We start from the raw sequence: 23,559 nt of genomic DNA, 5'->3' as shown, positions 1-23,559 counted from the left end.
GCCCCGGAGGTGCGGGACGGCCGGGCGGACCGGTGGCGTCGTCCGGTCGGTCAGCTGGTCAAGTCGTACAGCGTGACCCCGTCGACCTCGGTCGAGGAGAAGTTCGCCTCGACCCAGGCCGCGATCTCGCTCGAGGACGAGCTGCCGCCGTTCGACTGCCCGACGGTCCCTCCGACGAACCAATGGATCTGCCCGTCGGCGACGTACTGCTCGAATTGCGCCAGGGTCGGTGACGGGTCGCTGCCGTTGAACCCGCCGACCGCCATGACCGGGTCGCCGGTCGCGAGCTGGTAGCCCGCCGCGCTGTTCGACCCGACGGCCGCAGCGACCCAGGTGTAGCGGTCCGAGTCCGCGCCGACCACGGCGGCGAGCTCGTCGCTGACCGAGCCCGAGCCGAGCAGCGAGCCGGCTCCGCCCCCGCCACCGGGGAGTGCGCGCGTGGCCGTACCCGCGCCTCCCGCGGTTCCCGCTCCGGTGCCGGTGCCGGTGCCCGCTCCCCCGCCGGTGCCGCCCGGCAGCTGCGGGGGCGTTCCGCCAGCCGCGCCACCGGGCCCGCCACCAGCGGCTCCACCGCGACCGCCGAAGCCACCGGCGCCGCCTGCGCCACCACCGCCGAACCCGCCCGTGCCACCCGACACGGTCGGGCCGGCCGTGACGATCGAACCGGTGTGGGCCGTCGACACGGTCTCGACCGAGTAGGCCGCCGGAGCCAGCAGGCCGCCCGTGAGCAGCACGGCGAGGGTCGCCGCCGTGAGCGTCCGACCCCGTCGCGGCAGCAGCACGAGCACGGCGCCCACGACGGCGAGCGCGACGACGACGTACCGGAGCCACGGCTGCCAGGACTCCGCCCGACCGAGCAGCACCCAGGCCCAGACGCCCGTGAGCAGAGCCGACGCGGCCAGCACGATCCGGACCCACAACCGGGTCCGTCGTCGCCACAACACGTCGGCCGCAGCCCCGAGGGTGACCGCGACGGCCGGGGCGAGCGCCACCGTGTAGTACGCGTGGAAGATGCCCGACATGAAGCTGAAGACGAGGGCGGTCAGCACCGTCCAGCCACCGAACAGCAACAGGGTCGCCCGACGGGCCGAGGTCCGGTGTCGCCAGCCGAGCAGCACGAGTGCCGAGACGCCGATCACGAGGGCGGCGGGAAGCAACCAGGTGATCTGGCCACCGAACTCGCCCGTGAAGAGCCGGGTGATGCCGGTCTCGCCCCACATGCCCGTCGTGGCAGCGCCGGTGCCGCCGCCCCCGCCCGTCACGCTGCCGGTCTCGTCACCCGTGAGCCGTCCGAGGCCGTTGTAGCCGAAGGTCAACTCCAGGAACGAGTTGGTCTGCGAGCCACCGACGTACGGCCGCATGCTCGCGGGCACCAGCTCGACGAGGGCGACCCACCAGCCGGCCGACACCACGACCGCACCGAGCGCGGCCAGCAGGTGCAGCACCCGCCGGCGCAGCAGGACGGGCGCCGCGACGAGGTACACCCCGGCCAGCACGGGCAGGATGACGAACGCCTGCAGTTGCTTGGTCAGGAAGCCGAAGCCGATCGCCACGCCGGCCCAGACGACCCAGCGGACGCGGCCCGTCTCGACGCCGCGCAGCGTCAGGTACGTGGCGAGGGTCAGCAACAGCACGAGCAGCGCGTCGGGGTTGTTGAAGCGGAACATCAACACGGCGACCGGGGTCAGGGCGAGGACTCCACCGGCGACGAACGCGGCGACGCCCGAGAAGTGCCGCCGCACCGTGGCCCAGACGAGTCCGACGGTCGCGACGCCCATCAGCGCCTCGGGCAGCAGGATGCTGAACGACGACAGCCCGAACACCCGGACCGACAACGCCATGATCCACAGGCTCGCGGGCGGCTTGTCGACCGTGATCGAGTTGGCGGCGTCGGACGAACCGAAGAGGAACGCCTCCCAGTTCTGCGAACCGGCCTGCACCGCGGCCGAGTAGAACGAGTTCGCCCAGCCGTTCGCCGACAGGTTCACCAGGTAGAAGGCCCCCGTGGCGACCAGCAGCGCGAGGAACGCCGGTCGCTCCCACCGTGCCGCGTCCTCACGCCCGCGCACCAGGCGACGGGCGAGCGAACGGAGGCGCGGGCCGGCCGACCCGGACGGCGCGCGTCGATCGGTCAGCGGCACCGGCGTGGTCCCGGCGCTCATCGACCGACCACCGTGACGTCGTCGTCGCCGGCCACGGCGGCGACGCGGGTGGCGAGGTCGGACACGGGGTCGGCGACACCGCCCCGCTCGTCGGCCGGTCCCGGCGTCACGTGCGTCGCCTCCGACCGGAACACCCAGACGCGCAAGAGCACGAAGCGCAGGACGGTCGCGACGAGGTTCGCGGCCGTCAAGACCAGCAGCTCGGCCTGCGCGCCGGCCGCGGGAGCCGCGGCGTGCAACACGACGAGCGACCCCGAGGTCAGCACCCAGGCGAGCACGAAGACCATCAGCCCTTGCAGTTGGTGTCGCGCCACGCCCGACGCCCCCCGTACCCCGAACGTGAACCGCCGGTTGGCGGCCGTGTTGACCACGGCCGTGACGAGCAACGACACGAAATTCGCCGCCTGGGCCGGCATCACCTGCTGCGCGACGAGGTAGAGCAGCGCGTACGCGGCGGTCGAGGCGACCCCGACGACCCCGAACCGCACGACCTGCGAGAAGAACGTCGGAGGCGCGGGCGGCTCGAACGGGCGCCTCCCGATCGCGTCGTACACCGCCTGGACCGGGATCGCGCCCCGGGCGATGCCCGTGCCCACGCGCAGCATCCCCTTGAGGTCGGCGGCGGCCGTGGAGACGATGTCGACCGAGCTGTCGGGGTCGTCGACCCAGTCGACCGGCACCTCGTGGATGCGCAGGCCCGAGCGCTCGGCGAGGATCAGCAGTTCGGTGTCGAAGAACCACCCGGTGTCCTCGACGAGGGGCAGCAGTCGCTCGGCGGCCTCGCGCCGGATCGCCTTGAAGCCGCATTGGGCGTCGCTGAACCCGACCCCCATCGTGCGCCGCAGCAGGAAGTTGTAGCTTCGCGAGACGAATTCTCGCGTGCCGCCGCGAACGACCCGCGACGATCGGCTCAGCCGGGTGCCGATCGCGAGGTCGGAGTGGCCGGAGAGCAGCGGTGCCACCAGCGGGCCGAGCGCCGAGAGGTCGGTGGAGAGGTCTTCGTCGAGGTAGACCAGCACGTCGGCGGGCGAGGCCGCCCAGACCTGCTTGAGGGCACGGCCTCGGCCCTTCTCGGCGAGGTGGACGGCGGTCACGCACTGCAGGCGTCGGGCGAGGTCGTCGGCGAGGGCCGGCGTGCCGTCGGTGCTGGCGTTGTCGGCCACGGTGATGCGCCAGGTCTCGGTGACGTGGCGGGTCAGATGGTCATGGAGGCTCGTGATGCTGGCCTCGAGGGTGGCGGCCTCGTCGAAGACGGGCACCACGATGTCGAGACGCAGGATGTCGGTGTCAGGCATGGGACCACGATCGGTCGCCACGCCATCAGCGGCCTCGCACCGGTCGATGGCGACGCCGTGGAGATCCTATGAGCCTTCCATGACGGGGCGCCGCGATCAGATGGCGAGGGACAGGGCCCCGAGCAGGCGGTCCAACGTCGGCACTCCCGGCGAGCGGAACACGACCTCGCCGTCGTCCCGGGTGATCACGATGGTCGGCGTGCTGCGGACGTCACGCCGCTCGGCAGCCTCGGGCCGGGCGGCGACGTCGGCCTCGTCGACGACGAGGGAGGGCACGAGTCCCCTCGCCTCGGCCACGACCGCCCTGGCCGCGTGGCAGGGCCCGCAGAAGGCGGACGTGTACAGCTCGAGCATCATGCCGGGGACAACGAGGAGGCGCGGGGGAAACTTCCCCCGCGCCTCCTGCGGTCTCGTGCGTCGTCGCGGCCGGAGCCGCCGACGTCAGTTGTCGCGGTCGTCGTTGCGGTCTTCGGGGTCGTCGACGGGGTCGCTGTCCTTCGCGTCGAGCGAGTAGTGCACCTGCAGTTGCTCGCCGACCATCTTCGCCTCGGTCGCGGTGTAGACGATGCCGGTCTCCATGCCGTCGATCAACACGAAGTCGGTGATCTGCTCGTCGTACGAGCCGTCGGTGCTGATGCGGGTGTCGGTGGAGCCGTCGCTCGGACCGCCGTCGAAGAAGACGACGTACTCGGAACCCTCGGCCACGGTGGGCTTGCTGTCTGTCATGCCCACAGGTCTACCAGGAGGCGCGGAGTCGGCGCCCAGCTTCGCCGGTCCGAAAAACATAGCCAAGCTATATAGCTTGGCTATACACTCGACGGATGACTTCACAGCCGACAGACATCCTGGAATCACTCCTGACGTCGACCCATCGCCTGACGCGCATCGCCGCGCAGGAGACCGGCCGCACCACCTCGCCCGCCGTCTGGCGGACGCTCTCGATCCTGACGACCGACGGCGAACTCCGTGTCGGCGACCTCGCCCGGGCCAGCCGCGTGTCGCAGCCCACCATGACCAAGCTCCTCCGGGGCCTCGCCGAGGACGAGCTCGTCAAGCGCATCGCCGACACCGACGACTCCCGGGCCTGGCTCATCGCCATCACCGACAAGGGCACGGCGGCGCTCACCGAGTGGCGGGGGCAACTCGCCGACTCGCTCGGCGGCCTCTTCGCCGACCTCGACGACGGCGAGTGGACCGTGCTCGAGCACGCCACCCGCCTGTTGGCCTCGCGGGTCGGCACCCGTGCCGACGTCCGCTTCGACGCCGCCGAGGCGGTGTTCGCGTGAGCGCGCCTGCCTCTGCCTCCGCCCGCACCACGCCCGAACCGAAGCCGAGCATCCTGAAGCAGTCGACCGCCGTGTGGGCCATCGCCTTCGCCTGCGTCGTCGCCTTCATGGGCATCGGCCTCGTCGACCCGATCCTCCCCGCCATCGCGGAGTCGCTGAAGGCCAGCCCGACGCAGACCGAGCTGCTCTTCACCAGCTACCTCGCCGTCACGGGCGTCGCGATGTTCTTCACCAGCTGGGTGTCGAGCCGACTCGGCGCCAAGCGCACCCTGCTGATCGGGCTCGCCCTGATCGTCGTCTTCGCCCTGCTCGCCGCCACCAGCGGCGACGTGTGGTCGATCATCGGCTTCCGCGCCGGCTGGGGGCTCGGCAACGCCCTGTTCATCTCGACCGCCCTCGCGACCATCGTCGGCGCGGCGTCCGGCGGCACGGCCTCGGCGATCATCCTCTACGAGGCGGCCCTCGGTCTCGGCATCGCCATCGGCCCCCTGATCGGCGGCCTCCTCGGCTCGGTCAGCTGGCGCGGCCCGTTCTTCGGCGTCACCACGCTGATGGCGATCGCCTTCATCGCGATCGTGCTGTTCCTGAAGGGCGGCGCCACGGAGAAACCCACGCCGACGGCACTCTCGGCACCGTTCCGCGCCCTGGGCAACCCGGCGCTCGGTGCCCTCGCCGCGACGGCGCTCTTCTACAACATCGGCTTCTTCGTCCTGCTCGCCTACACGCCCTACCCGCTCGGCTTCGGCGCGCTCGGCATCGGCTTCACCTTCTTCGGCTGGGGCGTCGGCCTCGCGATCACCTCGGTCTGGGTCGCCCCGCTGCTGACCGCACGCCTGCGTCGGACGACCGTGCTGCGCATCGCCCTCCCCCTGCTCGCGCTCGACCTCGTCGCCGCCGCGGTCGTCGTCCGGACGCCGGCCGCCCTCGTGGTCTGCGTGGTGGTCGGCGGCCTCGTGCTCGGTGTGCTCAACACGGTGCTGACCGAGTCCGTCATGGAGGCCACCGACCTGCCCCGCTCGGTCGCGTCGAGCGCCTACTCGGGCGTGCGCTTCCTCGGCGGCGCCGTGGCCCCGCCCGTGGCGACCCTGCTCGCCGACACGATCGCCCCGAGCGCCGCCTACGTGTTCGCCGCCGCGAGCGTCGCCGTCGCCTTCGTCGTCGTGGTGGCCGCGCGCGGCGCCCTGCGCCGGGTCGACGACGGCCCCGAACCGGCTCGCGTCGAAGCCGAGGCCATCGGAGCCGGCGAGGCGATCTGATCCACCGCCACCGCGCCTCCTGCACCCGACCACCGCAGGAGGCGCGGTGCCGGAAGGGCACCGGACTAGACTCGCCCAATGGCTACGAGCAACGACCGACTGGTCTGGATCGACTGCGAGATGACCGGGCTCGACCTCTCGGTCGACGAACTGGTCGAGGTGGCCGTGGTCGTCACGGACTTCGACCTGACGCCCGTGCACCCGGGCTTCACGATCGTCATCAAACCCGACCAGTCCGCCCTCGACAACATGGGTGAGTTCGTCACCGAGATGCACCGCTCGTCGGGGCTCATCGACGAGATCCCGAACGGCGTCAGCCTCGCCGAGGCCGAGTTCGAGGTGCTGGAGTACATCCTCAAGTACGTCCCCACCGAGCAGCACGCCCCCCTCGCCGGCAACACCATCGGCACCGACCGGGCCTTCCTCGCGAAGTACATGCCCCGCGTCGACGGCCACCTGCACTACCGCAGCGTCGACGTGTCCTCCATCAAAGAGCTCGCCCGCCGCTGGTTCCCCCGCGTGTACTTCAACGCCCCCCAGAAGCACGGCGGCCACCGCGCCCTCGCCGACATCCTCGAATCCATCCGCGAACTCGAGTACTACCGTCGCGCCGGCTTCGTCGCCGACCCCGGCCCCACCACCGACGACGTCCAGGCGATCTCGAAGGCCGTCGTGGACGAATGGGCCCCCCGCTTGTAGTAGAGTCTTCTCGTTGCGATCGCCTCGGCAGTCGCGCATGGTGGGTATAGCTCAGCTGGTAGAGCGCCTGGTTGTGGTCTAGGAGGCCGCGGGTTCAAGCCCCGTTACTCACCCGAAAAAGCAAGCGGATGTAAGCCAAGGTCATTAGCTAGGGCTACATCCGCTTGTTTCGTTCCCGGCGGATGCCCACTCTTGGAGGCATCTTGGCCGCTGTTTTACCGTGTCGAATGAAGGACGGACGCATCTGCCGGCGGGTCCAATTCCGACTCGGTGCCGCCATGCGATCGAAGTCCTTCAAGCACGAGGCCGGCGCACGCCAATTCGGCGGCCTCATCGACCGCGTCGGCGCAGCTGCGGCGCTCGCCATGTGGGAAGCCCGGCAGCCCTCCGCCGGTGACGGGCCCACGTTCCGCGACTGGGTCGACCAGTACGTCCACCCCGACTCGGTCGACCTCATGCGATGGTCACCCGGTACGTCGAGGTGGGCCCACGAGATGGGAGTCTCCACCCGCTTGATCAGCGTCTATTGGAACCTCCACCGCTTCAACCTCATAGCCGCCTGACCGGCGAGCGCCCGCGAACTGAAAGGACCACCGGAATGTGGCAAGCACTTGGCGCCATCGCCGTCCCTCTTCTTGGCGTCATCGCCACCCTGTTCAAGGGAACCAGTCGGCTGTCGAAGAGGGTGGATCACCACGCGGATCTGTTGGCGAAGCTCAAAGATTCTGGCGCCGCGGAGATCGGCATGCAGGCTCTCCTCGCAGATGAGGTTAGATGGCTGGCCGAGCGCGAGGCACGGCGTCACAGCCGCAAGCTGAACGTCGGCAACTTAATACTGACGCTGATTCTCTTCGCCGGCACCACACTGGCGATCTACTACACCTGGACCTGGGTTCGGCGCCTCAGCGAAGATGGGCCAGCCTGGCTCTATGTCGTCTCCGTGGCGGTCTTAGTCATCGTGGCGCTCTTCCTTACCGTCATCACGGCGGCGGCCTTCACCACCCTGTACACGCCGTCAAAGAGCGACGTGGCCAAGGGTGCCGCCGGGGCATCAGCGAGCGGCTCGACCGAGGCGGGCGAGGGAACCGGGGGCGATAGCGCTCGAGATGCAACCGCTTAGAAGTCGGCACCTTTAATCACCAGTTCGAGGACGGAATCCTGGACACGTTCCGCGACACGGATGTGGACAAAAACAGGTAGTGTTTATCCCATGACCCCCACCCGGACCTACCAGACGACGCATGAGTGGCTGACCTTCAAGTTCGATCCGCAATCTCTCGGCTCCATTGCCTGGGCCCATCTCGGCGAGGCGTTCTCCAAGTGCCAGCACTTGATCGGCACGCCGCTGCAGCCTGCCCTTGCCATGCATCTGTCCGAGGTCTTCCTGCGTCGCGGAGCCCTGGCCTCGGCCGCCATCGAGGGCAACACCTTGAACGAGGACCAAGTCGAAGACATCCTCGTCAACAATCGCTCGCTCCCTGAGTCGCAGCGCTACCAGGAGCAGGAAGTGCGGAACGTCGTCGACGCTCTCATCGATGTCAGAGGTGAAATAACCGCGTCAGGTACCTTCCGACTGTCCACAGAATGGATGCTGTCCAAGCATGCCCTCTTGATGCGCGACCTCGAACTCGAAGACCACGTTGTCCCTGGCGAGTTGCGCACCGTCGCTGTTGGCGTCGGCACCTACAAGGGCGCTCCGACCGAGGATGTGCCCTACCTCATGGAGGAGATGTCGACCTGGATCAACAGCATTATCGAGCAGGCCGAGAAGAGTCGCACCCTGGACCAGCGGTTCTTCCTTAGCTTCTTTGCGGCGACGCTTGCTCATATCTACATCGCCTGGATCCATCCCTTCGGCGACGGCAACGGCCGGACGGCGAGGCTTGTGGAGGCAGCAATCCTCGCGCACTCCAGTACTGTCCCCTGGGTCAGCACCACGGTCCTGTCCAACTACTACAACAAGACCAAGCCTCGCTACTACCAGCGCCTTGAAGCTGCTTCCCGCGCCATGGACCTGCCTGGGTTCATTGCCTACAGCGCGATCGGCTTCCGCGATGAGCTCCGCGAGCAAATCGAAGAGGTCCAGACCCAGCAGAGACGGGTGGCCTGGATCAACTATGTCCACGAGGCTTTTCAGAGTGAGCCCTCGACGGAGATCGCCAAACGGCGCCGCGCCGTTGTTCTTGCTCTGCTCCCCGATGTTGAGTACACCAAGAGGGACATCAAGCGCCTCAATGCGGACATCGCCGTCATGTACGCGACAGCAAGCGACCGACTCTTCAGCCGCGACATTTCGAAGCTGCTCGAGTTAAAGCTCATCCGCGAGGTAGGACGTGGCCGTTACCAGTCCAACATTGAGCTCATGGATGCGTTCGTGCCCCGTCCCGAGCTGGGCATTACGATGCCCCTAGTGGTCCGGCAGGAAGATGTGAACGAGGGCCCCGATGCTGCCGGCTAGGCCTCGGCGAGCGCGTAGCTAAATGTGGCCGCGGCTACATAAGCCAGCGTTTCTCGGCACTTTTCGGCCTACCCTCACAGCAGCATCAGCCGGCCCGCCTGCCATGTTTAAAAAGAGAAAGAGGGCGGGGTGGGCAGTCTCGCAGACTGGTTCCTGCCCCGTTACTCACCTGAGTGGAAACCCCTGCCCTCCGACGGGCAGGGGATTTATCGGGCTCCAGGGCCTTCTGGTCGCGGATGCGCGAGCGCATCCACGACGTCGAGGGTCAGGACTTCGCTGCGCTCGTCGCGGTCACGGCATCGCGGGGTGTGCGACATCGCTGCGCTCGTCGCGGCAGGGGGCTCGGGGAAGCGCCCAGCGACAGGCCGTGTGGGCGTGCGAGAGTGAGCGAGTGGACGACTCCCCCGAGAACGGCGACGACGCGCTGGATGCCGACGAACGACACGCGACCGGGATCGACCCGGCGGAGGTGAGCGCCGAGGCGTTCGACGCGATGGTCGTCGACCAACTCGACCTGCTGCCGGACGACATGGTCGACGGGCTCGACAACGTCGTGTTCGTCACGGAAGACCGCCCCGAGGACGGCACGCTCGACCTGCTCGGCCTGTACGACGGCGTCGCCCTCACCGAACGTGGCCAGTACGGCTTCGGCGAGCTACCCGACCGGATCATCCTCTACCGCGAACCGCACCTCGCCGCCGTGGACGACCTCGACCAGCTCGCCGACGAGATCCACGTCACGCTCGTCCACGAGATCGCCCACTGCTACGGCCTCGACGACGACCAACTGCACGAACTCGGCTGGGCCTGACGGAGGCCGCCGTCACCCGATGATCTGATACGTGAACCGGTAGGCGTCGGCCGGGAGGCCGTCCGCGAGGTCGCCGACCATCTCGACGTCGAAGGCGTCGGGACGCGAGACGACGAAGAACTGGGCCGATGCCGCCGCGTTCGAGGCCGGACAGATGGAGACCACCGGCGCCGTGGCGAAGGGCTTCGAATACCGGACCCGCACCTGCGTACCGGAACGACGGGCCCGACCCGAACCGAAGCCGACCGTTCCCCTCAGATCGGAACCCGCCAGGGTGGGAGCCGGTGCGCCGTCGCCGTTCCGCCCCATGGCCGACGCCACCGGCGAGGGGCCGCCGAGGGCCCCCAGCAACCGACGCCCGACCGCGAGGTCGCCACCCCAGGCCCAGAGCGGCCGAGCCTCGACCTCTCGTCGGTCGACGACGTCGACGGCCGAGCCGGTCGTGGCGATCCGCGTCGTCGGATCGACGGCGAACCGCGAGCCGTACCCCGCCCCCAACTCGACCCCTGCCTGGGTGAAGCGACCGAGACGGGTGCCCACCAGGGCGAAGTCGTCGCCCTTGGTGAGCCGCACGAGCACGCTCGACGCACCGACCTGGGCGGGGTCGGCCCCCAGCAGCGCACCGCCGAGCAATCGGATGCCCCCGTCGAGGTCGACGCCCCGACGTCGTCTCTCGTCGTGCTCGATCAACGGTCCCGGCCCGCCGTAGATCGTCGGGGCGACGAACTCGACCTGCCGGACGTTGCCGATGCGCACGGTCGCGTCGGTGCCCGAGCCCGCCCGCTGCAGCGTCTCGATGTGCGGGGCGATCAGCCGGACGAACTCGACGAAGTACTCGGCGGTCGAACCCCAGGCGAGATCGAGCGCGACGTTCGCGCTGCCCTCGATGTGGAGGTTCACGCAGGTGAACGTGTTCGTGTTCGACCCACCCGAGGCCGGGGACCGGACGACGACCGCGGCCGCGTCGGCCGACCCGCAGTTGTTGACGAAGAGGTCCGACCAGAGATTGTTGTTGACCCGCTCGACGAGCAGGGCCGTGCCGGTCACGCCGGCCAACTGCACCCGGTCGAAACGGGACTCGAAACCGTTGACGACCTGCACGAGGGGTGCCGTCGAGCCGTTGCCCTGGAGCGTCAGCCCCTCGAGGGTGACGCCGTTGCCGTCGACGACGAACATCGGCTTCGTCGATCGGGCGAGGTGCCGGATGGTGACACCGCCGTCGGTAGAGGCCCCGTACCGACTGACGTCGGCCCCCGTGCCCCGGATCGACACCAGCAGCGGCACCGTCACCGAGTCGACGACGTACGTGCCGGCCGGTACGAGCACACGCCCCCTGACCGCCCTGGCCGCCTCGACGGCCCCGGCGAACGCGGCGGTGTCGTCGGTCCGACCGTCGCCGACCGCGCCGTGGTCACGGACGTCGACTCCCGTGCGATCGTCCGATGCCGCGACACCGGCTGCCGGTGCCGCACCGGCCCCGTCGGTGGGAGGCGCGTCGGCGGAGGGCCCGTCGGCGGCACGAGCCGGTCGGACGGCGGGAGCGACCGCCGCGGCACCGGCCGCGGCGATGCCCGCCGCGCCGACCAACAGGAATCCGCGACGCGAACGGGTCGGAGTCTCGGCGAGGGGATCGGTCATGGCGTCAGGGTACACGAGCGTGGGTAATATATGCCTCACCACATGTCGTCAGAAGATCGGGTGCACACCATCGACAAGAACATCGCGCCGCGCCGTCCCGCCCGTGCCCGCGCTCACCGTCTCGACGTCCAGGCGCTCAGGGCCCTCGCCGTGGCGATGGTCGTCGTCGAGCACGTCACGGGTCGGCCCGCCGGTGGATTCGTCGGGGTCGACGTGTTCTTCGTCGTGTCGGGATTCCTGATCACGGGCTTGCTGCTGCGCGAGGCCGACCGGCACGGGCGGGTCTCCCTCGCCGACTTCTGGCGACGCCGCGTCCGCCGCATCGTGCCGGCGAGCGTCCTGGTCCTCCTGGTGGGGACGCTCGTCACCTGGTCCGCCGTCGGCCCGGCCCGGGGCACCTCGGCCGCGGTGGACGCCCTGTGGTCCGCCGCGTCCCTGGCCAACTGGCACTTCGCGGCCACCGGCACCGACTACTTCGCGGCCCAGGGCCCCGAGTCGCCCTTCCAGCACTACTGGTCCCTGGCGGTCGAGGAGCAGTTCTACCTCGTCTGGCCCCTCGTGGTCGTCGCCGCCGTCGCCGTCGCCCGGCGACGGCCCGGCCCGGCCGTCCCGAGGGTGGCCCTGGGGACGCTGCTGCTGGTGCTCGTGGTGGCATCGCTCGCCTGGGCCTGGCAGCAGTCCACGGCATCGCCGACCGTCGCCTACTTCTCGAGCCTGACCCGCGCATGGGAGCTCGCCCTCGGAGCGCTCCTCGCGACGGCGGCCCCCACGATGACCCGGCTCCCCGTCGTCCTCCGTCCGGCCCTGGCGTGGATCGGCCTCGTCGGCGTCGTGGCCTCGGCCTGGGTCACGACGAGCACCGTTCCGTTCCCGGCTCCCGGAGCCCTGCTGCCCGTGGCGGCCACGCTGCTCGTCCTCGCCTCGGGAACGGGCTGCGTCGGCACACCGTGGCTCGGGCCCCTCGCCAGCCGACCGGTGACGATCGTCGGGGACCTCTCGTACTCGATCTACCTGTGGCACTTCGTCGTGCTCGTGGTCGGCACCTCGTTGCTGGGCGACGATCCGGCCAGGCTCTGGCCGACCGTCTTCGTCGCCACACTCGTCCTGTCGGCCTTGACGTACCACCTCGTCGAGCGACCGTTCATCGCCTCCCCCCTCCTCGAGCCGGGACCACCCGGACGCGCCTGGCGACGATGGCGACGAGACCATCGGTCGACGTACCGGCGCGGCGGGGTCGCGCTCCTCGCGGTGGCCGCCGTCACGGCCACCGCCCTGGCCGTCGATGCCGTGCGGCCCACGGCCGCTCCTCCCGTCCTGCCCGCCACATCGGCCGACGGACGCCCCGACGACGGGGTCGACGACGGTGACGGCGACGCCGGTGGGGCCGGTGGCACCGACGACCTCGACCTGCCGGCACTCGACGAGTGGTCCGCCGAGGTGGGACGAGCCCTCTCGGCCACCTCGTGGCCCGACCTCGACCCCGGCATCGAGTCCGTCCTCGACCGGACGCGACCCGGCAGCCCCCACCTCGCCTGCGGGGACGCCGAGGCCCAGGGGCGGACACCCGACGACTGCACGTGGTCCTCCCCTACCGCGACCACCACGGTCCTGCTCGTCGGGGACTCGACGGCCATGCACCACCTCGATGCACTCGTCCCCCTCGCCGAGTCGACCGACGGCGGATTCACGCTGATCAACCGGGCCAAGTTCGCGTGCCCGTTCGTCGACATCCGCGTCCAGAACGACGTCGCCGGCATCCTCGAGTCCTGTCGCGCGCACAACGACGAGACCCTCGCCCTGATCGACGACACGCGCCCCGACGTCGTCCTCGTGACCAACTCCTATCAGACGCTCTCCGAGGACGGAGCGGGCACGATCACACCTGATCGATGGTCCGAGGGGTTCGGCGCCCACGCTCGACGCGCGGCCGCCGCCGCCGGGTCGGTCGTGGTCCTGACCCCGCCACCGGACGACGCCGACATCGCGTCGTGCTTCCGGCGAGGCGGCAGCCCGGTCGACTGCATCTCGCGGACGTCCCGCACGTGGCTCGACCGGGCGGCGGCCGACCGCGAGGTCCTCGACGCGGTCGGCGGGACGTTCGTCGACCTGCGGGTGTTGACCTGCGTGAGCGACCTCTGTCCGGCGTTCGTCGGCACCGTCCCCGTGAAAGAGGACCGCGTGCACCTCACGACGGCCTTCGCGCTCGCCGTCTCGCCCGTGCTGGGCGACCTGCTGCGCGCTCGGCAGGTGCTCTGACGCCTGGGCGCTACCGCGCCTCGACGACCAGGTCGGCGAGGCCCGTCGGCGACCACCGGTCGAGGTGCCGATCCTCCTGGGCAGCCCAGACGTCCCACCACGGCTCGAAGGCGGCACCGTCGCGGTCGAGGGCCCGTCGCCGACGGGTGTCGGCGTCGAGCTCCAGCCACACGCGGACGTCGGCCAGCGCCGAGGAGGCGCGGGTCAAGGCCCCGGCCCCTTCGACGATCAGCGAGACGGCCGGGTCGAGCACCTCCCATGCCGCCGCGCGGTCGTGCTCCCAGTCCCACCGCCGCCATCCCGGGTCGACCGGCGACAAGATGGACGTCTCGACCGCGCGGGACGCCGCCTCGAGCCCGTGCCAGCCCGGGTAGACGTCGTCGAGGTGCACCAGGCGCACGGGTCCGAGCCGGTCGACGGGCCACGCGGCGGCCACCGCACGGCCGAGCGTGGTCTTGCCCGAGCCCGAGCGGCCGTCGATCAACAGGACCACGCGACGCGACCCGACCCGCGCCTCCTCGGCTCGGCGGAGCAGGGCCCCGACGGCGTCGTCGACGATGACCTGCTCAGGCAAGGACGAACTCCCACGTGCAGGCCAGGACGGCCGCGGTCACCGAGGTGGCGGCGATGACGACGCCGAGGGCGACGAGCACGCCGTCTCGCAGTCCGAACGACGACGGACGAGCCCAGGTGCGCGGGGCGTCGCCGCCGAAGCCCTTGGCCTCCATGGCGGTGGCGAGCTTGCTGCCGCGTCGGACCGACAGCACGAGCAGCGAGAAGGCCTGCTGCCCGAACCGCCTCAGCGCCCCGACCGGCCCGCCCGAGTCCGCGACGCCCCGGGCGCGACGGGCCAGGGCGAGCTGCCGCCAGTCGTCCATGAACAGCCCGACCAGACGCAGCCCGGCGAGGCCCCCCAACACGAAGCGTGCCGGCAGTCGCAACACCTGACCGAGACCGTCGGCGAGGTCGGTCGGGTCGGTCGTCGCGAACAGCACGATGCCGGGCACGCCGACGGCGAGGATGCGCAGGCCGATCGCCCCGGCGAGGGCCAGCGACCCTTCGGTCACCGAGAGGAACCCCCACTCGACCACGGACGCCCCGCCGTCGCGTCCGTAGAGGGCGATGGCGACGACCGACGTCGGGGCGGCGATCCAGAGCGGTGCCGTGCGGGCGAGCAGCTGCCGGGCGGACAGACCGGCGAAGGGCAGCAGCAGGGCCTCGAGCAGCAGCGCGGTGCCGGCCGAGACCCAGTCGATCGAGAGCAGCAGGGCGATCGCGAGCACGACGGCGGCGAGCAGCTTGGCGACGGGATTGACGCGCCCGACCACGCCGGTCGCCACGACCGGGGTGAGGACGCTCATCGGCGCAGCTCGGCGGGGTCGGTGCGGCGAGCGTGGGCACTGAGGTCGAGCACGTCGTCGGCGAGGGTCGACGCGAACTCGGCGTCGTGGGTCACGGCGACGACCGCCCGGCCCTCGTCCAGCAGCTCGGCGAGAAGGGCCACGAGTTCTCGCCAGGTGCGGGCGTCCTGCCCGAAGGTCGGTTCGTCGAGCACGAGCATCGACGGGCGTGAGGCGAGCACGGTCGCGACCGAGAGTCGGCGTTTCTCACCACCCGAGAGCGTGAAGGGGTTCGCGCCGGCGAGATGGTCGAGCCGCAGCCGGTCGAGGAGGTGGTCGACGCGCGACGCGACCTCTCTCGGGGACGCGCCCAGCGCCTCCGGACCCACCGCCAGCTCGCGGCGGACGGTCGCCGTCAGGAACTGGTGCTCCGGGTCCTGGAAGACCGTGCCGACCCGGGTGAGCAGCTGCCGGGGCTTCCAGCGGATCGGAGACGGGCCGGCACCGTGGGCGAACGACGGCGTGGCCTCGAGGGCGCCCGCGACGGGGGCGAGCAGCCCCGCGACGGTGAGGGCGAGCGTCGACTTGCCCGAGCCGTTCGTGCCGGTCACCGCGAGGGCACGCCCCTCGGTGACGGTGAGGTCGATCCCCGCGGCGACCGCGCGACCCTTGGGCCCCTTGTGGCCCACGTCGAGGCCCCCGGCCGTCAGCAGCAGCTCACCGGTCGTGCGCGACCGGACGGGCGCAGGAGGCGCGGCACCGGGGACCCACACCCCCGCGTCGACGAGGCGGTCGCGTTCGGCGCGGAGCACGTCGTCGGGTCGGCCGTCGGCCAGGACTCCCCCGCCCGCGTCGAGCACGACGACCCGGTCGACGACGGGCAGCCAGACCGACACCCGGTGCTCGACGACGACGAGCGTCGCCCCGGTGTCGGCGACGACGCGGGCCACGGCGTCGCGCACCTCGACGACCCCTCGGGGGTCGAGGTTGGCCGTGGGCTCGTCGAGGAGCAGCAGGCCCGGCCGCATGGCGAGGGCCCCGGCGAGCGCGAGCCGTTGCTTCTGGCCGCCGCTCAGCTCGGAGGTCGACGCGGACAGCGGCAGGTCGAGCCCGACGGCATCGAGGGCGTGGCCGACGCGGCGCCAGATCTCGTCGCGGGGCACGCCCAGGTTCTCGCACCCGAACGCGACGTCGTCGCCCACCCGGGCGAGGACGACCTGCGAGTCGGGGTCCTGCAGGACGAGGCCGATCCGTCCGCGCTGCTCGGCGGGGGCGCGGCCGTCGACGAGCAGGTCGCCGGCCTCGTCGCCCTCGTCGTCGCCGCCCAGCACACCGGCGAGACCGGCGAGCAACGTCGACTTGCCCGCACCGGATGCGCCGAGCAGCAGGACGCGCTCACCGGGGGCGACGTCGAGGTCGAGCTGCGAGACGGCGGGCCGGCGACGACCGGCGTGCCGCCACCCCCAGCCCCGGGCGGTGACGCGGGCACCGTCCTCCGGCGCCCACCGTCCGCCGCTCGCCCTGCTCACGGGAAGGACCACGAGGAGGCGCGCCTAGACCCGGGCGTCCGCCGAGCGTCCCGAGGCGAACCGCGAGAGCGCGCCCGTGCGGGCGAGGCCGCGGGCGGCGAGCCACGAGAGCAGACCGGCGAGGACGGTGCCCGAGACGACCGAGGTCACGACGTAGATCGTCTTCGACCCGGCGGCGTAGGCGGCCGCCGAGGCGAAGCTCGTGTCCATCAGGCCGACGGCGAGGCCGGCGACGGCACCGGCGAGCAGCACCGTGCCGATCCGCCACGACTTGTAGAGGAAGACCGCGAGCACGATCTCGGCGCCCAGGCCCTGGACGATGCCCCAGATGAGCACCGAGAAGCCCCACTGGGTGCCGATCAACATCGAGACGACCGCCGCGACGACCTCGGTGTAGACGGCGGCGCCGGGCTTCCGGATGACGATGCCGCCGAGCACGCCGGCGAAGAGCCAGCCGCCGTTGAGGATGCCCTCGAAGCCGCCCGAGAAGCTCAGGACGCTGTCGATGGGCGTGTAGGCCAGGCCCCAGGCCCAGAACACGACGCCGGCGGCGACGCCGATGACGCTGGCGATCACGATGTCGACGACGCGCCAGCGCCGGGTGGGGGTGATGGGGGCCTTCGGCGTGAAGCCGGTCGAGCTGTCGCGAGCCGCCGTGGAACGGTTTTCGGGCGTGGACGTGGACATCTGTTCTTCTCCTCCCTGCGCTGGCATGACCCAGATCAGGTTCGACGGTCGAAGCGTGGTTCGCTTCCTCTCAGCCCGGCTCACCGGACTCCCGTGTGTTGTGGGGACGATCATAGCGCCGGGCCGAGGGTCACGGTCACGGCGGCATCGACCGATCGGTCCGCCTAGGGTGGCGGCATGAGTCGGCCTCCCGTCGCACCACCCGCACCTCCGGCGCCCCCGCCGGCTCCGGTTCGCCGTCGGCCACCTCACCCCGCCCGTCTCGTCCTGCCGATCACCTCGGTGGTGCTCGCGGTCGTCACCGGGGTCGTCCCCTTCGTCGTCCTCCAGCCGATGATCCACTCCTACCGCGGCGAGGCGGCGGCGTACGGCATCCACGCCTTCGGCGTCGCGACGGTGGCGTCGGTGCTGTGCTGGGTCCTCGCGATCGTGACCCTCGTCGTCGGTGTGCTGTCCCTCGCGCTCCGACAGCGCCTGATGGGGCTGCCGATCACCGCCGTCACCCTGGCGGTGCTCCTCGCGTTCGCCGGGCCGGTCGCCTACCCGCTGATCGCCCTGTCGGCCGACGCGTACTGACGCGTCAGAGTCCGGCGGCCTTCCGGACGAGGGCGGCGACGGAGGCGCGGGTCGCGTCGTCGGCGCCGGTCACCGCGTACGAGGTCGGCCAGAGGGTGCCGTCGTCCAGCTGGGCACCGTCCTGGAACCCGAGGGTCGAGTAGCGAGTGCCGAACTTGGCGCCGGGTTGGAAGAAAACGACGGCCTTGCCGTCCTCACGGGCGTAGGCGGGGAAGCCGTACCAGGTCTTGGGGGCGAGGTTCGGGGCGTGCTCGGCGACGACCTCGTGCACCATCTGGGCGATCGGTCGTTCGACGTCGGTCATGGCCGCGATGGCGTCCGCGGCGTCCTGCGCCTCGGCGGCCGACTTGTCGGCCAACTTCTGGCGCTTCGCCTCGGCCCGGAGCTCGGCGGCGCGCTGCTTCATGGCGGCCTTCTCTTCTTTGCTGAATCCGGTGTCGGCCATGATCGTGCCCTTCTCGTGCGTGCGTCGGCTCGGTCGGGTCGGCGTACGCCCCATGGTGACAGGCAGGATGGTCGTCATGCACCTGGATGTCACGACCATCGGCGACGGCGACCGCCACGTCGCCCTCGTCCACGGGCTCGGCGCCGACGGTGCGACCTGGAAGCCGATCGTCGACCGGTTCGTCGCGACCGGTTCGTACACGGTCACCACCCTCGACCTGCGGGGTCACGGTGAGAGCGACCGGGCGTCGTCGTACCGGCTCGACGAGTTCGCGGACGACGTCGCCTCGGCCCTGCCCCAGGGACTGCACGGTGTCGTCGGGCATTCGCTGGGCGGCTCCGCGCTCGTCCGCGCCGTCGAACGGCTGCAGCCCCGCACGGCCGTCTACCTCGACCCCGGGTTCTCCCTCGCCCTGCCGACGACGGGCCTCGCCGGCCGGCTCTTCTGGGCCGCCCCCACCGTGACGATGGGTGTCGCGGCCCTCGCCCAGGCGCGGAAGAGCGCGCGACTGCGCGCCGGGTACGACGACGCGACCCGCGCCTCCTTGGATCAGGCCCACGCCCGGTTCGACTCGGGCATGGCGGTGGGCGTGTTCCGCGACGTCGCCTTCCACCCCGTCGCGACGACGGAGCCCACGGTGCCCTCGGTCATCGTGCTGTCCGACGACTCCTCCGCCGTCCTGCCCGAGCGTCTCGTGTCGGGCTACCAGCGGGCCGGCTGGCAGATCCGCCGCCTGCCGGGCGTCCACCACGACATGCAGCTCGAGGCACCCGACCGCACCTTCGCGCTGCTGGCCGAGCTGCTCTGACGCTCGTCGGCGGTCAGGCCTTCGGCAGGGCGTGACCCTCGGTGTCGAGGTGGTCCCGCCAGGAGCGCTTCGCCCTCCAGCCGAGCATGCGGGCCGCCTTGGCGGTCGAGATGCCCGACGCGTCGACCCGGTCGAGCTCGCGCAGTTCGATGCGGTCGCCGTGGTGCTCTCGGAGGGTGGCGGCGACGTCGTGGCCGCCGGCGTTGTCGGCTGCGGCGATGTAGAAGACCTCGTGACCCGGCAGGTCGGACTCGGCGGCCAGCAGGAGCGCGTCGGCGAGGTCGTCGGCGTCGACGTAGCTGCCGAAGTTCGCACTCTCGGGATCAGCCTCGCGCACCTGAGGGCCGAGGTTGGCCTCGTAGTTGCCGTCGTCGTGGACAGTGCTCGGGCGGATCGAGATCGCGCGCAGGTCGGAACGCCGGACGGCGGCGTCCATCAGCTGCTCGCCGAACGCCTTCGAGAGGGCGTAGGGGTCCTGCGGGTGGAGGGGGTGCTCCTCGTCGACCGGCACGTAGTCGGGCAGGAAGGGCCGTTCGGGGAAGAAGTTGCCCACGATGCTCTCGCTCGACACGTTGACGAAGCGGGGCACGCCGAACCGCACGGCCGCCTCGACCAGGTTGAAGGTGGACATCAGGTTGGTGTGGAACACGACGTGGGCCGGGTTCGCGGTGGGCTGCGGGATGGCCGCGACGTGGACGACGACGTCGGCCCCTGCCACCACCGAGAAGGCGGTCCCCGCGTCGGTCAGGTCGCCCATCACGTAGCGGCCGGGTTCGTCGACGCCCGTGTCGAAGACGGGCCGGACGAGGTCGACGCCGAGGACGTCGTGCCCGGCCTCGACGAACCGCCCGACGGCGGCACGGCCGACCTTGCCCCGTGATCCCGTGATGACGACCTTCACGACGCGCTCCCTCGATCGAGGGATGCGCCGAGGGCCGGTGCATCCACCGGGGCGACGCTACGCGCGCAGCCCTCAGGAGGCACGCTCAGTCCTTCGCGCGGCGTGCGTGGGCCCGCGCCTTCATCCGGTTGCCGCAAGTCGCCATGGAGCACCACTTCGCCGTGCCGGGACGGCTGTGGTCCACCAGGAACAGGTTGCACTCGTCGTTCGCGCAGGCACGGAGGCGCCCGGGCAGCGTCGAGGTCACGCTCGACCACGCCGACACGGCTGCGACCGCGAGTCGGTCGTCGCCGGGCACCCGGAGTTCCCAGACGACGCCGTCCCGGGTCGTCCGCGGGATCTGCACGGTCCGGTCCATGACGTCGGCGAGCTCGGCGACGGCCCCGTCGTCGCCACCGCGGACGACGGCGTGCAGGGCCTCTCGCACGCGCCTGAGCTGGGCGACCTCGCCCGATGAGCCCGTGCCACCCCAGGTCCGCACCAGATCTCGCCCTGCCGCGCCCTCGAGGGCGTCCGTCGGGACGCCGTCGACCACCGGTGCGCTGTTCAGCACGGCCAGGAGCAGCTCTTCGTCGCGAAACACGTCTCCCTGCTCTCTCGCACCGTCCGGCGCATCTCGACCATGCTACCGTCGGGATAACCACTAAAACAATCCAAAGGGGTTAGACATGGTCACCGTCCACCACCGCACCGCCTCTGTCGACGGGCTCGACGTCTTCTACCGCGATGCCGGCCCCGCCGACGCGCCCGTTCTCGTCCTCCTCCACGGCTACCCCACGAGCTCGCACATGTTCCGCCACCTCATCCCCGCTCTGGCCGACCGGTACCGCGTCATCGCCCCCGACCACATCGGTTTCGGCCGCTCCTCCGCTCCGTCGGTCGACGAGTTCGAGTACACCTTCGAGGCCCTGGCGCGGGTGACCGGTCGTTTCCTGTCGACCATCGGCGTCGCGCGGTACGCGATCTACGTGCAGGACTACGGCGCCCCCGTCGGGTGGCGCCTCGCGCTGGCCGAGCCCGATGCGGTCACCGCTGTCGTCTCGCAGAACGGCAACGCGTACGGAGAAGGCTTCGTGCCGAGTTTCTGGGACCCGATCTGGGCCGACGCCGCCGAACGGACGTCCGAGACGCGCGACGCGCTCCGACCCGCCCTGGGCCGCGAGGCGGTCGAATGGCAGTACACCCACGGCGTGCCGGACCCCACATCCGTCGACCCCGATGCCTGGGAACACGACCTCGCGCTCCTCGCCCGGCCGGGACAGGACGACGTCCAACTGGCACTCTTCCGCGACTACGCCACCAACCGCGCCCTGTACCCCGCCGTTCACTCCTGGCTCCGCGCCTCCCGCGTCCCGGTCCTCGCGATCTGGGGCCGCAACGACGAGATCTTCGATGCCGCCGGTGCGGGTGCCTTCACCCGCGACGCCCCGGACGCTCGCGTCGAGCTCGTCGACGGTGGACACTTCCTGCTCGAGTCACACCTCGATCTGGTCGCGGCCACGATCCGGGAGTGGCTCCCGAAGACGTGATCCGGACCACCCGCGGCCACCCGCTCAGGACGGGAAGGCGAGTCGGCCCGGGTTCAGGGCGGCCCACTGGAGCAGCATGATCGTCTTGCCGTCCACGATGCGCCCGTCGGTGATCATGTCGAGCGCGTCCCGGATCGGCAGCTCGATCACCTCGATGTCCTCCCCTTCCTCCTCGACACCACCCCCGTCACCGGTGCGATCCGCCGCAGAGTAGGGGGCGGCGTAGAAGTGCACCCGCTCGGTGACCGAGCCCGGGCTCATGTAGGCGTCGAAGACGTGGATCAGGTCACCGACCTCGACGCCCGTCTCCTCCTGCGCCTCGCGGCGGATCGCGGTCTCGGGGTCGTCCTCGTCGAGCAGGCCGGCGGCGGTCTCGATCAGCATGCCGTCGGGATGGTCGTTGACGTAGGCGGGGAACCGGAACTGCCGAGTCAGGAGGACCGTGCCCCGATGCGGGTCGAACAGGAGGATCGTCGCCCCGTTGCCGCGGTCGTACGTCTCGCGCTGCTGGGTCGACCACCGCCCGTCACGACCCCTCACGTCGAAGGTGGTGCGGCGGAGCACGTGCCACCCGTCCGAGGTCACCTCGACGTCCCGGACCACGACGTCGGGGTTGCGGGTCAGATCGCGGCCGGTCAAGTCGAGACCCGTCCGTCCACGACCGTCGGGGGAACGAGAGCCACGGGAGTCAATCACCCCACGAAAGTAACGGAGAGCGACGACCCGCGAGGGAGAAGAGGACCGTCGATGACATCCGTCACGGGATGTGGTGACGCCTCGGCACTTCTCGAGGACGTCGCCCTCTGGTGTGCTTCCGGAGGAGCGTTCGGACCCGACTCGAACGCCCGGAGAGAGGACCTCGTGCGGACATCCCTGAAGGTGACCCTGTGGACCGTCGGCGCCCTCGTGGCCGTGCCCGTCCTGACGCTGACGACGACGTCGATCGTCGACCTGGTCGCCACGAGGTCGGAGCTGGCCGCCATCACGCCGTACGGCGAGCTCGTGCCCGTGGACGGGAAAGAGATGAACGTCGTCATCAGCGGGTCCGGAGCGGACACGATCGTCCTGCTGCCGGGCCTCGGCACGGCGGCACCCGGCCTGGACTTCGGGCCGCTCGTCTCCGAGCTCGACGACACCCATCGCGTCGTCGCCGTCGAGCCGTTCGGCTCCGGGCTGAGCGACCAGACCGACTCACCCCGGACGGCAGAGAACATCGCGGGCGAGGTGCACGAGGCGCTGGGCCAGTTGGGCATCGACCGCTACGCGCTCATGGGGCACTCGATCTCGGGCGTCTACGCCCTCGAATACAGCCGGCTCTTCGCGAGCGAGGTCACCGCGTTCATCGGGATCGACAGCAGCGTCCCCGACCAGCCCGGCGCGGAGGACCCCGTGCCGACCGACGGGACGGCCTTGCTTCGCAGCCTCGGTGTGCTCCGCGTGGCGAGCGCTCTCGCCGGCGACGCCTACGCGGGGCTGCCGTACGACGAGGGCACGAAACAGCAGATGCGCTTCCTCACCACGAAGAACTCGACCGCTCCGACCCTGCTCGACGAGATGGACCACACCGCGAGCAACTTCGCGTCGGTCAGCGGACGGACGTTCCCGGCGGACCTTCCCGTCCTCCTCTTCGTCGCGCAGGACGACGCCGACCCCGACGCCGGCGGCTGGCTCGAGTTGCACGAGAACCAGGCCGCGAGCGTGGTCCGCGGCCAGGTCGTCGCGCTCGAGGGAGACCACTACCTGCACCACACGCAGGCGACCCGCATCGCCGCGGACACCGACGAGTTCCTCGCCGGATGAGCCAGATCGGGAGGGGTGAAGGTCACGGCGGGGTAACGAAGTAGATGCGTTCCAATCCTTTTCGGGTGCGGTGGCGAACCCTG

General features: G+C 70.8%; 25 protein-coding genes, 1 tRNA gene and 1 riboswitch. Of the genes, 13 read left to right on the top strand and 13 right to left on the bottom strand.

Translation table 11 applies throughout. The annotated features are described in order from the left end of the window. Nucleotides 1-50 precede the first annotated feature (50 nt). The 4 genes from SZ60_RS14285 to SZ60_RS14270 form a co-directional block, all read right to left on the bottom strand. Complete coding sequence (locus SZ60_RS14285; RefSeq protein ID WP_082060185.1) at nucleotides 51-2,162, bottom strand: glycosyltransferase family 39 protein; 2,112 nt, start codon at nucleotides 2,160-2,162, stop codon at nucleotides 51-53. Then, entirely contained in the window at nucleotides 2,159-3,457 is a 1,299-nt protein-coding gene (locus SZ60_RS14280; protein ID WP_043597122.1) for a bifunctional glycosyltransferase family 2/GtrA family protein, read from the bottom strand. Before SZ60_RS14280 ends, SZ60_RS14285 begins: the two co-directional genes overlap by 4 nt. Before the next feature lie 96 nt (nucleotides 3,458-3,553). Continuing rightward, on the bottom strand, nucleotides 3,554-3,814 hold the full coding sequence (locus SZ60_RS14275) for a thioredoxin domain-containing protein (protein WP_043596991.1): 261 nt from the start codon (nucleotides 3,812-3,814) through the stop codon (nucleotides 3,554-3,556). 84 nt (nucleotides 3,815-3,898) lie between these two features. Beyond that, on the bottom strand, nucleotides 3,899-4,183 hold the full coding sequence (locus SZ60_RS14270; RefSeq protein WP_043597121.1) for a hypothetical protein: 285 nt from the start codon (nucleotides 4,181-4,183) through the stop codon (nucleotides 3,899-3,901). Nucleotides 4,184-4,278: 95 nt separating this feature from the next. On the opposite strand from SZ60_RS14270, the gene SZ60_RS14265 reads away from it, so the two are divergent. From SZ60_RS14265 to SZ60_RS14230, 8 genes are all read left to right on the top strand, one after another. Continuing rightward, nucleotides 4,279-4,743, top strand: a complete 465-nt coding sequence (locus tag SZ60_RS14265) for a MarR family winged helix-turn-helix transcriptional regulator (RefSeq protein WP_043596989.1) — start codon at nucleotides 4,279-4,281, stop codon at nucleotides 4,741-4,743. 50 nt (nucleotides 4,744-4,793) lie between these two features. Next, entirely contained in the window at nucleotides 4,794-5,999 is a 1,206-nt protein-coding gene (locus tag SZ60_RS14260; protein WP_231567182.1) for an MFS transporter, read from the top strand. A gap of 78 nt (nucleotides 6,000-6,077) precedes the next feature. After that, complete coding sequence (gene orn / locus SZ60_RS14255) at nucleotides 6,078-6,698, top strand: oligoribonuclease (protein WP_043596986.1); 621 nt, start codon at nucleotides 6,078-6,080, stop codon at nucleotides 6,696-6,698. Nucleotides 6,699-6,738: 40 nt separating this feature from the next. After that, nucleotides 6,739-6,811: transfer RNA gene (locus tag SZ60_RS14250), tRNA-His, on the top strand. A gap of 165 nt (nucleotides 6,812-6,976) precedes the next feature. Next, nucleotides 6,977-7,261, top strand: coding sequence for a hypothetical protein (locus tag SZ60_RS14245; RefSeq protein WP_156155627.1), 285 nt, complete (start codon nucleotides 6,977-6,979; stop codon nucleotides 7,259-7,261). 35 nt (nucleotides 7,262-7,296) lie between these two features. Then, nucleotides 7,297-7,818 (top strand): hypothetical protein, encoded by a 522-nt coding sequence (locus tag SZ60_RS14240; RefSeq protein ID WP_043596981.1) that lies wholly within the window; start codon nucleotides 7,297-7,299, stop codon nucleotides 7,816-7,818. A gap of 90 nt (nucleotides 7,819-7,908) precedes the next feature. Further along, nucleotides 7,909-9,156, top strand: a complete 1,248-nt coding sequence (locus SZ60_RS14235) for a Fic family protein (protein WP_082060184.1) — start codon at nucleotides 7,909-7,911, stop codon at nucleotides 9,154-9,156. A gap of 493 nt (nucleotides 9,157-9,649) precedes the next feature. Continuing rightward, nucleotides 9,650-9,967, top strand: coding sequence for a metallopeptidase family protein (locus SZ60_RS14230; protein ID WP_043597117.1), 318 nt, complete (start codon nucleotides 9,650-9,652; stop codon nucleotides 9,965-9,967). Nucleotides 9,968-9,979: 12 nt separating this feature from the next. Here SZ60_RS14230 and SZ60_RS14225 read toward each other — a convergent pair whose 3' ends face one another. After that, nucleotides 9,980-11,605 carry a glycosyl hydrolase family 28-related protein gene (locus tag SZ60_RS14225; protein WP_052505431.1) on the bottom strand — a complete coding sequence of 542 codons (1,626 nt, stop codon included), beginning with the start codon at nucleotides 11,603-11,605 and terminating at the stop codon, nucleotides 9,980-9,982. A 42-nt stretch (nucleotides 11,606-11,647) separates the two neighbouring features. Here SZ60_RS14225 and SZ60_RS14215 point away from each other — a divergent pair, with 42 nt between their 5' ends. Then, entirely contained in the window at nucleotides 11,648-13,861 is a 2,214-nt protein-coding gene (locus tag SZ60_RS14215; RefSeq protein WP_197073580.1) for an acyltransferase family protein, read from the top strand. A 10-nt stretch (nucleotides 13,862-13,871) separates the two neighbouring features. On the opposite strand, the gene SZ60_RS14210 is transcribed toward SZ60_RS14215, so the two are convergent. The 4 genes from SZ60_RS14210 to SZ60_RS14195 form a co-directional block, all read right to left on the bottom strand. Then, nucleotides 13,872-14,435, bottom strand: coding sequence for an ATP-binding protein (locus SZ60_RS14210; protein ID WP_231567178.1), 564 nt, complete (start codon nucleotides 14,433-14,435; stop codon nucleotides 13,872-13,874). Further along, nucleotides 14,428-15,222, bottom strand: coding sequence for an energy-coupling factor transporter transmembrane protein EcfT (locus tag SZ60_RS14205; RefSeq protein WP_043596973.1), 795 nt, complete (start codon nucleotides 15,220-15,222; stop codon nucleotides 14,428-14,430). The genes SZ60_RS14210 and SZ60_RS14205 overlap by 8 nt, the downstream gene beginning before the upstream one ends. After that, a complete protein-coding gene (locus tag SZ60_RS14200) occupies nucleotides 15,219-16,730 on the bottom strand; it encodes an ABC transporter ATP-binding protein (RefSeq protein WP_043596971.1) in 1,512 nt (503 codons plus the stop codon). The genes SZ60_RS14205 and SZ60_RS14200 overlap by 4 nt, the downstream gene beginning before the upstream one ends. A 24-nt stretch (nucleotides 16,731-16,754) precedes the next feature. After that, nucleotides 16,755-17,417 (bottom strand): ECF transporter S component, encoded by a 663-nt coding sequence (locus SZ60_RS14195; protein WP_082060182.1) that lies wholly within the window; start codon nucleotides 17,415-17,417, stop codon nucleotides 16,755-16,757. Then, nucleotides 17,413-17,521: riboswitch (TPP riboswitch) on the bottom strand. Its footprint overlaps the gene before it by 5 nt. A 73-nt stretch (nucleotides 17,522-17,594) precedes the next feature. Here SZ60_RS14195 and SZ60_RS14190 point away from each other — a divergent pair. After that, nucleotides 17,595-17,993 (top strand): hypothetical protein, encoded by a 399-nt coding sequence (locus SZ60_RS14190; protein WP_156155625.1) that lies wholly within the window; start codon nucleotides 17,595-17,597, stop codon nucleotides 17,991-17,993. Nucleotides 17,994-17,997: 4 nt separating this feature from the next. Here the strand turns inward: SZ60_RS14190 and SZ60_RS14185 are convergent, their stop codons facing one another. Further along, nucleotides 17,998-18,438: a hypothetical protein gene (locus tag SZ60_RS14185; RefSeq protein ID WP_043597108.1), complete on the bottom strand. Its 441-nt coding sequence runs from the start codon at nucleotides 18,436-18,438 to the stop codon at nucleotides 17,998-18,000. Nucleotides 18,439-18,514: 76 nt separating this feature from the next. Between SZ60_RS14185 and SZ60_RS14180 the strand changes: the two genes are divergently transcribed. After that, nucleotides 18,515-19,246, top strand: a complete 732-nt coding sequence (locus SZ60_RS14180; protein ID WP_043597105.1) for an alpha/beta fold hydrolase — start codon at nucleotides 18,515-18,517, stop codon at nucleotides 19,244-19,246. Nucleotides 19,247-19,259: 13 nt separating this feature from the next. Here the strand turns inward: SZ60_RS14180 and SZ60_RS14175 are convergent, their stop codons facing one another. Beyond that, nucleotides 19,260-20,147, bottom strand: a complete 888-nt coding sequence (locus SZ60_RS14175; RefSeq protein WP_043596964.1) for an NAD(P)-dependent oxidoreductase — start codon at nucleotides 20,145-20,147, stop codon at nucleotides 19,260-19,262. 85 nt (nucleotides 20,148-20,232) lie between these two features. After that, nucleotides 20,233-20,730, bottom strand: coding sequence for a CGNR zinc finger domain-containing protein (locus SZ60_RS14170; protein ID WP_043596963.1), 498 nt, complete (start codon nucleotides 20,728-20,730; stop codon nucleotides 20,233-20,235). A gap of 85 nt (nucleotides 20,731-20,815) precedes the next feature. On the opposite strand from SZ60_RS14170, the gene SZ60_RS14165 reads away from it, so the two are divergent. After that, the gene (locus SZ60_RS14165) at nucleotides 20,816-21,676 is read left to right on the top strand and encodes an alpha/beta fold hydrolase (protein WP_043596961.1); all 861 of its coding nucleotides are present in this window, start codon (nucleotides 20,816-20,818) and stop codon (nucleotides 21,674-21,676) included. Nucleotides 21,677-21,700: 24 nt separating this feature from the next. On the opposite strand, the gene SZ60_RS14160 is transcribed toward SZ60_RS14165, so the two are convergent. Continuing rightward, on the bottom strand, nucleotides 21,701-22,372 hold the full coding sequence (locus tag SZ60_RS14160) for an NUDIX domain-containing protein (protein ID WP_197073579.1): 672 nt from the start codon (nucleotides 22,370-22,372) through the stop codon (nucleotides 21,701-21,703). 165 nt (nucleotides 22,373-22,537) lie between these two features. On the opposite strand from SZ60_RS14160, the gene SZ60_RS14155 reads away from it, so the two are divergent. Continuing rightward, nucleotides 22,538-23,476, top strand: a complete 939-nt coding sequence (locus SZ60_RS14155; protein WP_043596959.1) for an alpha/beta fold hydrolase — start codon at nucleotides 22,538-22,540, stop codon at nucleotides 23,474-23,476. Nucleotides 23,477-23,559: the final 83 nt, after the last annotated feature.

It is taken from the genome of Frigoribacterium sp. MEB024, assembly GCF_000878135.1.
GTDB lineage: Bacteria > Actinomycetota > Actinomycetes > Actinomycetales > Microbacteriaceae > Frigoribacterium.
Note: the sequence above shows the minus strand (reverse complement) of the source record. Positions and strands in the feature narration are given on the sequence as shown.

Excerpts from the sequence above, each read along its gene's own strand:
- SZ60_RS14285 (WP_082060185.1), bottom strand. The coding sequence starts at position 2,162 with ATGAGCGCCGGGACCACGCCGGTGCCGCTGACCGATCGACGCGCGCCG.
- SZ60_RS14280 (WP_043597122.1), bottom strand. The coding sequence starts at position 3,457 with ATGCCTGACACCGACATCCTGCGTCTCGACATCGTGGTGCCCGTCTTC.
- SZ60_RS14275 (WP_043596991.1), bottom strand. The coding sequence starts at position 3,814 with ATGATGCTCGAGCTGTACACGTCCGCCTTCTGCGGGCCCTGCCACGCG.
- SZ60_RS14270 (WP_043597121.1), bottom strand. The coding sequence starts at position 4,183 with ATGACAGACAGCAAGCCCACCGTGGCCGAGGGTTCCGAGTACGTCGTC.
- SZ60_RS14265 (WP_043596989.1), top strand. The coding sequence starts at position 4,279 with ATGACTTCACAGCCGACAGACATCCTGGAATCACTCCTGACGTCGACC.
- orn (WP_043596986.1), top strand. The coding sequence starts at position 6,078 with ATGGCTACGAGCAACGACCGACTGGTCTGGATCGACTGCGAGATGACC.
- SZ60_RS14245 (WP_156155627.1), top strand. The coding sequence starts at position 6,977 with ATGCGATCGAAGTCCTTCAAGCACGAGGCCGGCGCACGCCAATTCGGC.
- SZ60_RS14240 (WP_043596981.1), top strand. The coding sequence starts at position 7,297 with ATGTGGCAAGCACTTGGCGCCATCGCCGTCCCTCTTCTTGGCGTCATC.
- SZ60_RS14235 (WP_082060184.1), top strand. The coding sequence starts at position 7,909 with ATGACCCCCACCCGGACCTACCAGACGACGCATGAGTGGCTGACCTTC.
- SZ60_RS14230 (WP_043597117.1), top strand. The coding sequence starts at position 9,650 with ATGGTCGTCGACCAACTCGACCTGCTGCCGGACGACATGGTCGACGGG.
- SZ60_RS14225 (WP_052505431.1), bottom strand. The coding sequence starts at position 11,605 with ATGACCGATCCCCTCGCCGAGACTCCGACCCGTTCGCGTCGCGGATTC.
- SZ60_RS14215 (WP_197073580.1), top strand. The coding sequence starts at position 11,648 with ATGTCGTCAGAAGATCGGGTGCACACCATCGACAAGAACATCGCGCCG.
- SZ60_RS14205 (WP_043596973.1), bottom strand. The coding sequence starts at position 15,222 with ATGAGCGTCCTCACCCCGGTCGTGGCGACCGGCGTGGTCGGGCGCGTC.
- SZ60_RS14195 (WP_082060182.1), bottom strand. The coding sequence starts at position 17,417 with ATGTCCACGTCCACGCCCGAAAACCGTTCCACGGCGGCTCGCGACAGC.
- SZ60_RS14190 (WP_156155625.1), top strand. The coding sequence starts at position 17,595 with ATGAGTCGGCCTCCCGTCGCACCACCCGCACCTCCGGCGCCCCCGCCG.
- SZ60_RS14185 (WP_043597108.1), bottom strand. The coding sequence starts at position 18,438 with ATGGCCGACACCGGATTCAGCAAAGAAGAGAAGGCCGCCATGAAGCAG.
- SZ60_RS14180 (WP_043597105.1), top strand. The coding sequence starts at position 18,515 with ATGCACCTGGATGTCACGACCATCGGCGACGGCGACCGCCACGTCGCC.
- SZ60_RS14165 (WP_043596961.1), top strand. The coding sequence starts at position 20,816 with ATGGTCACCGTCCACCACCGCACCGCCTCTGTCGACGGGCTCGACGTC.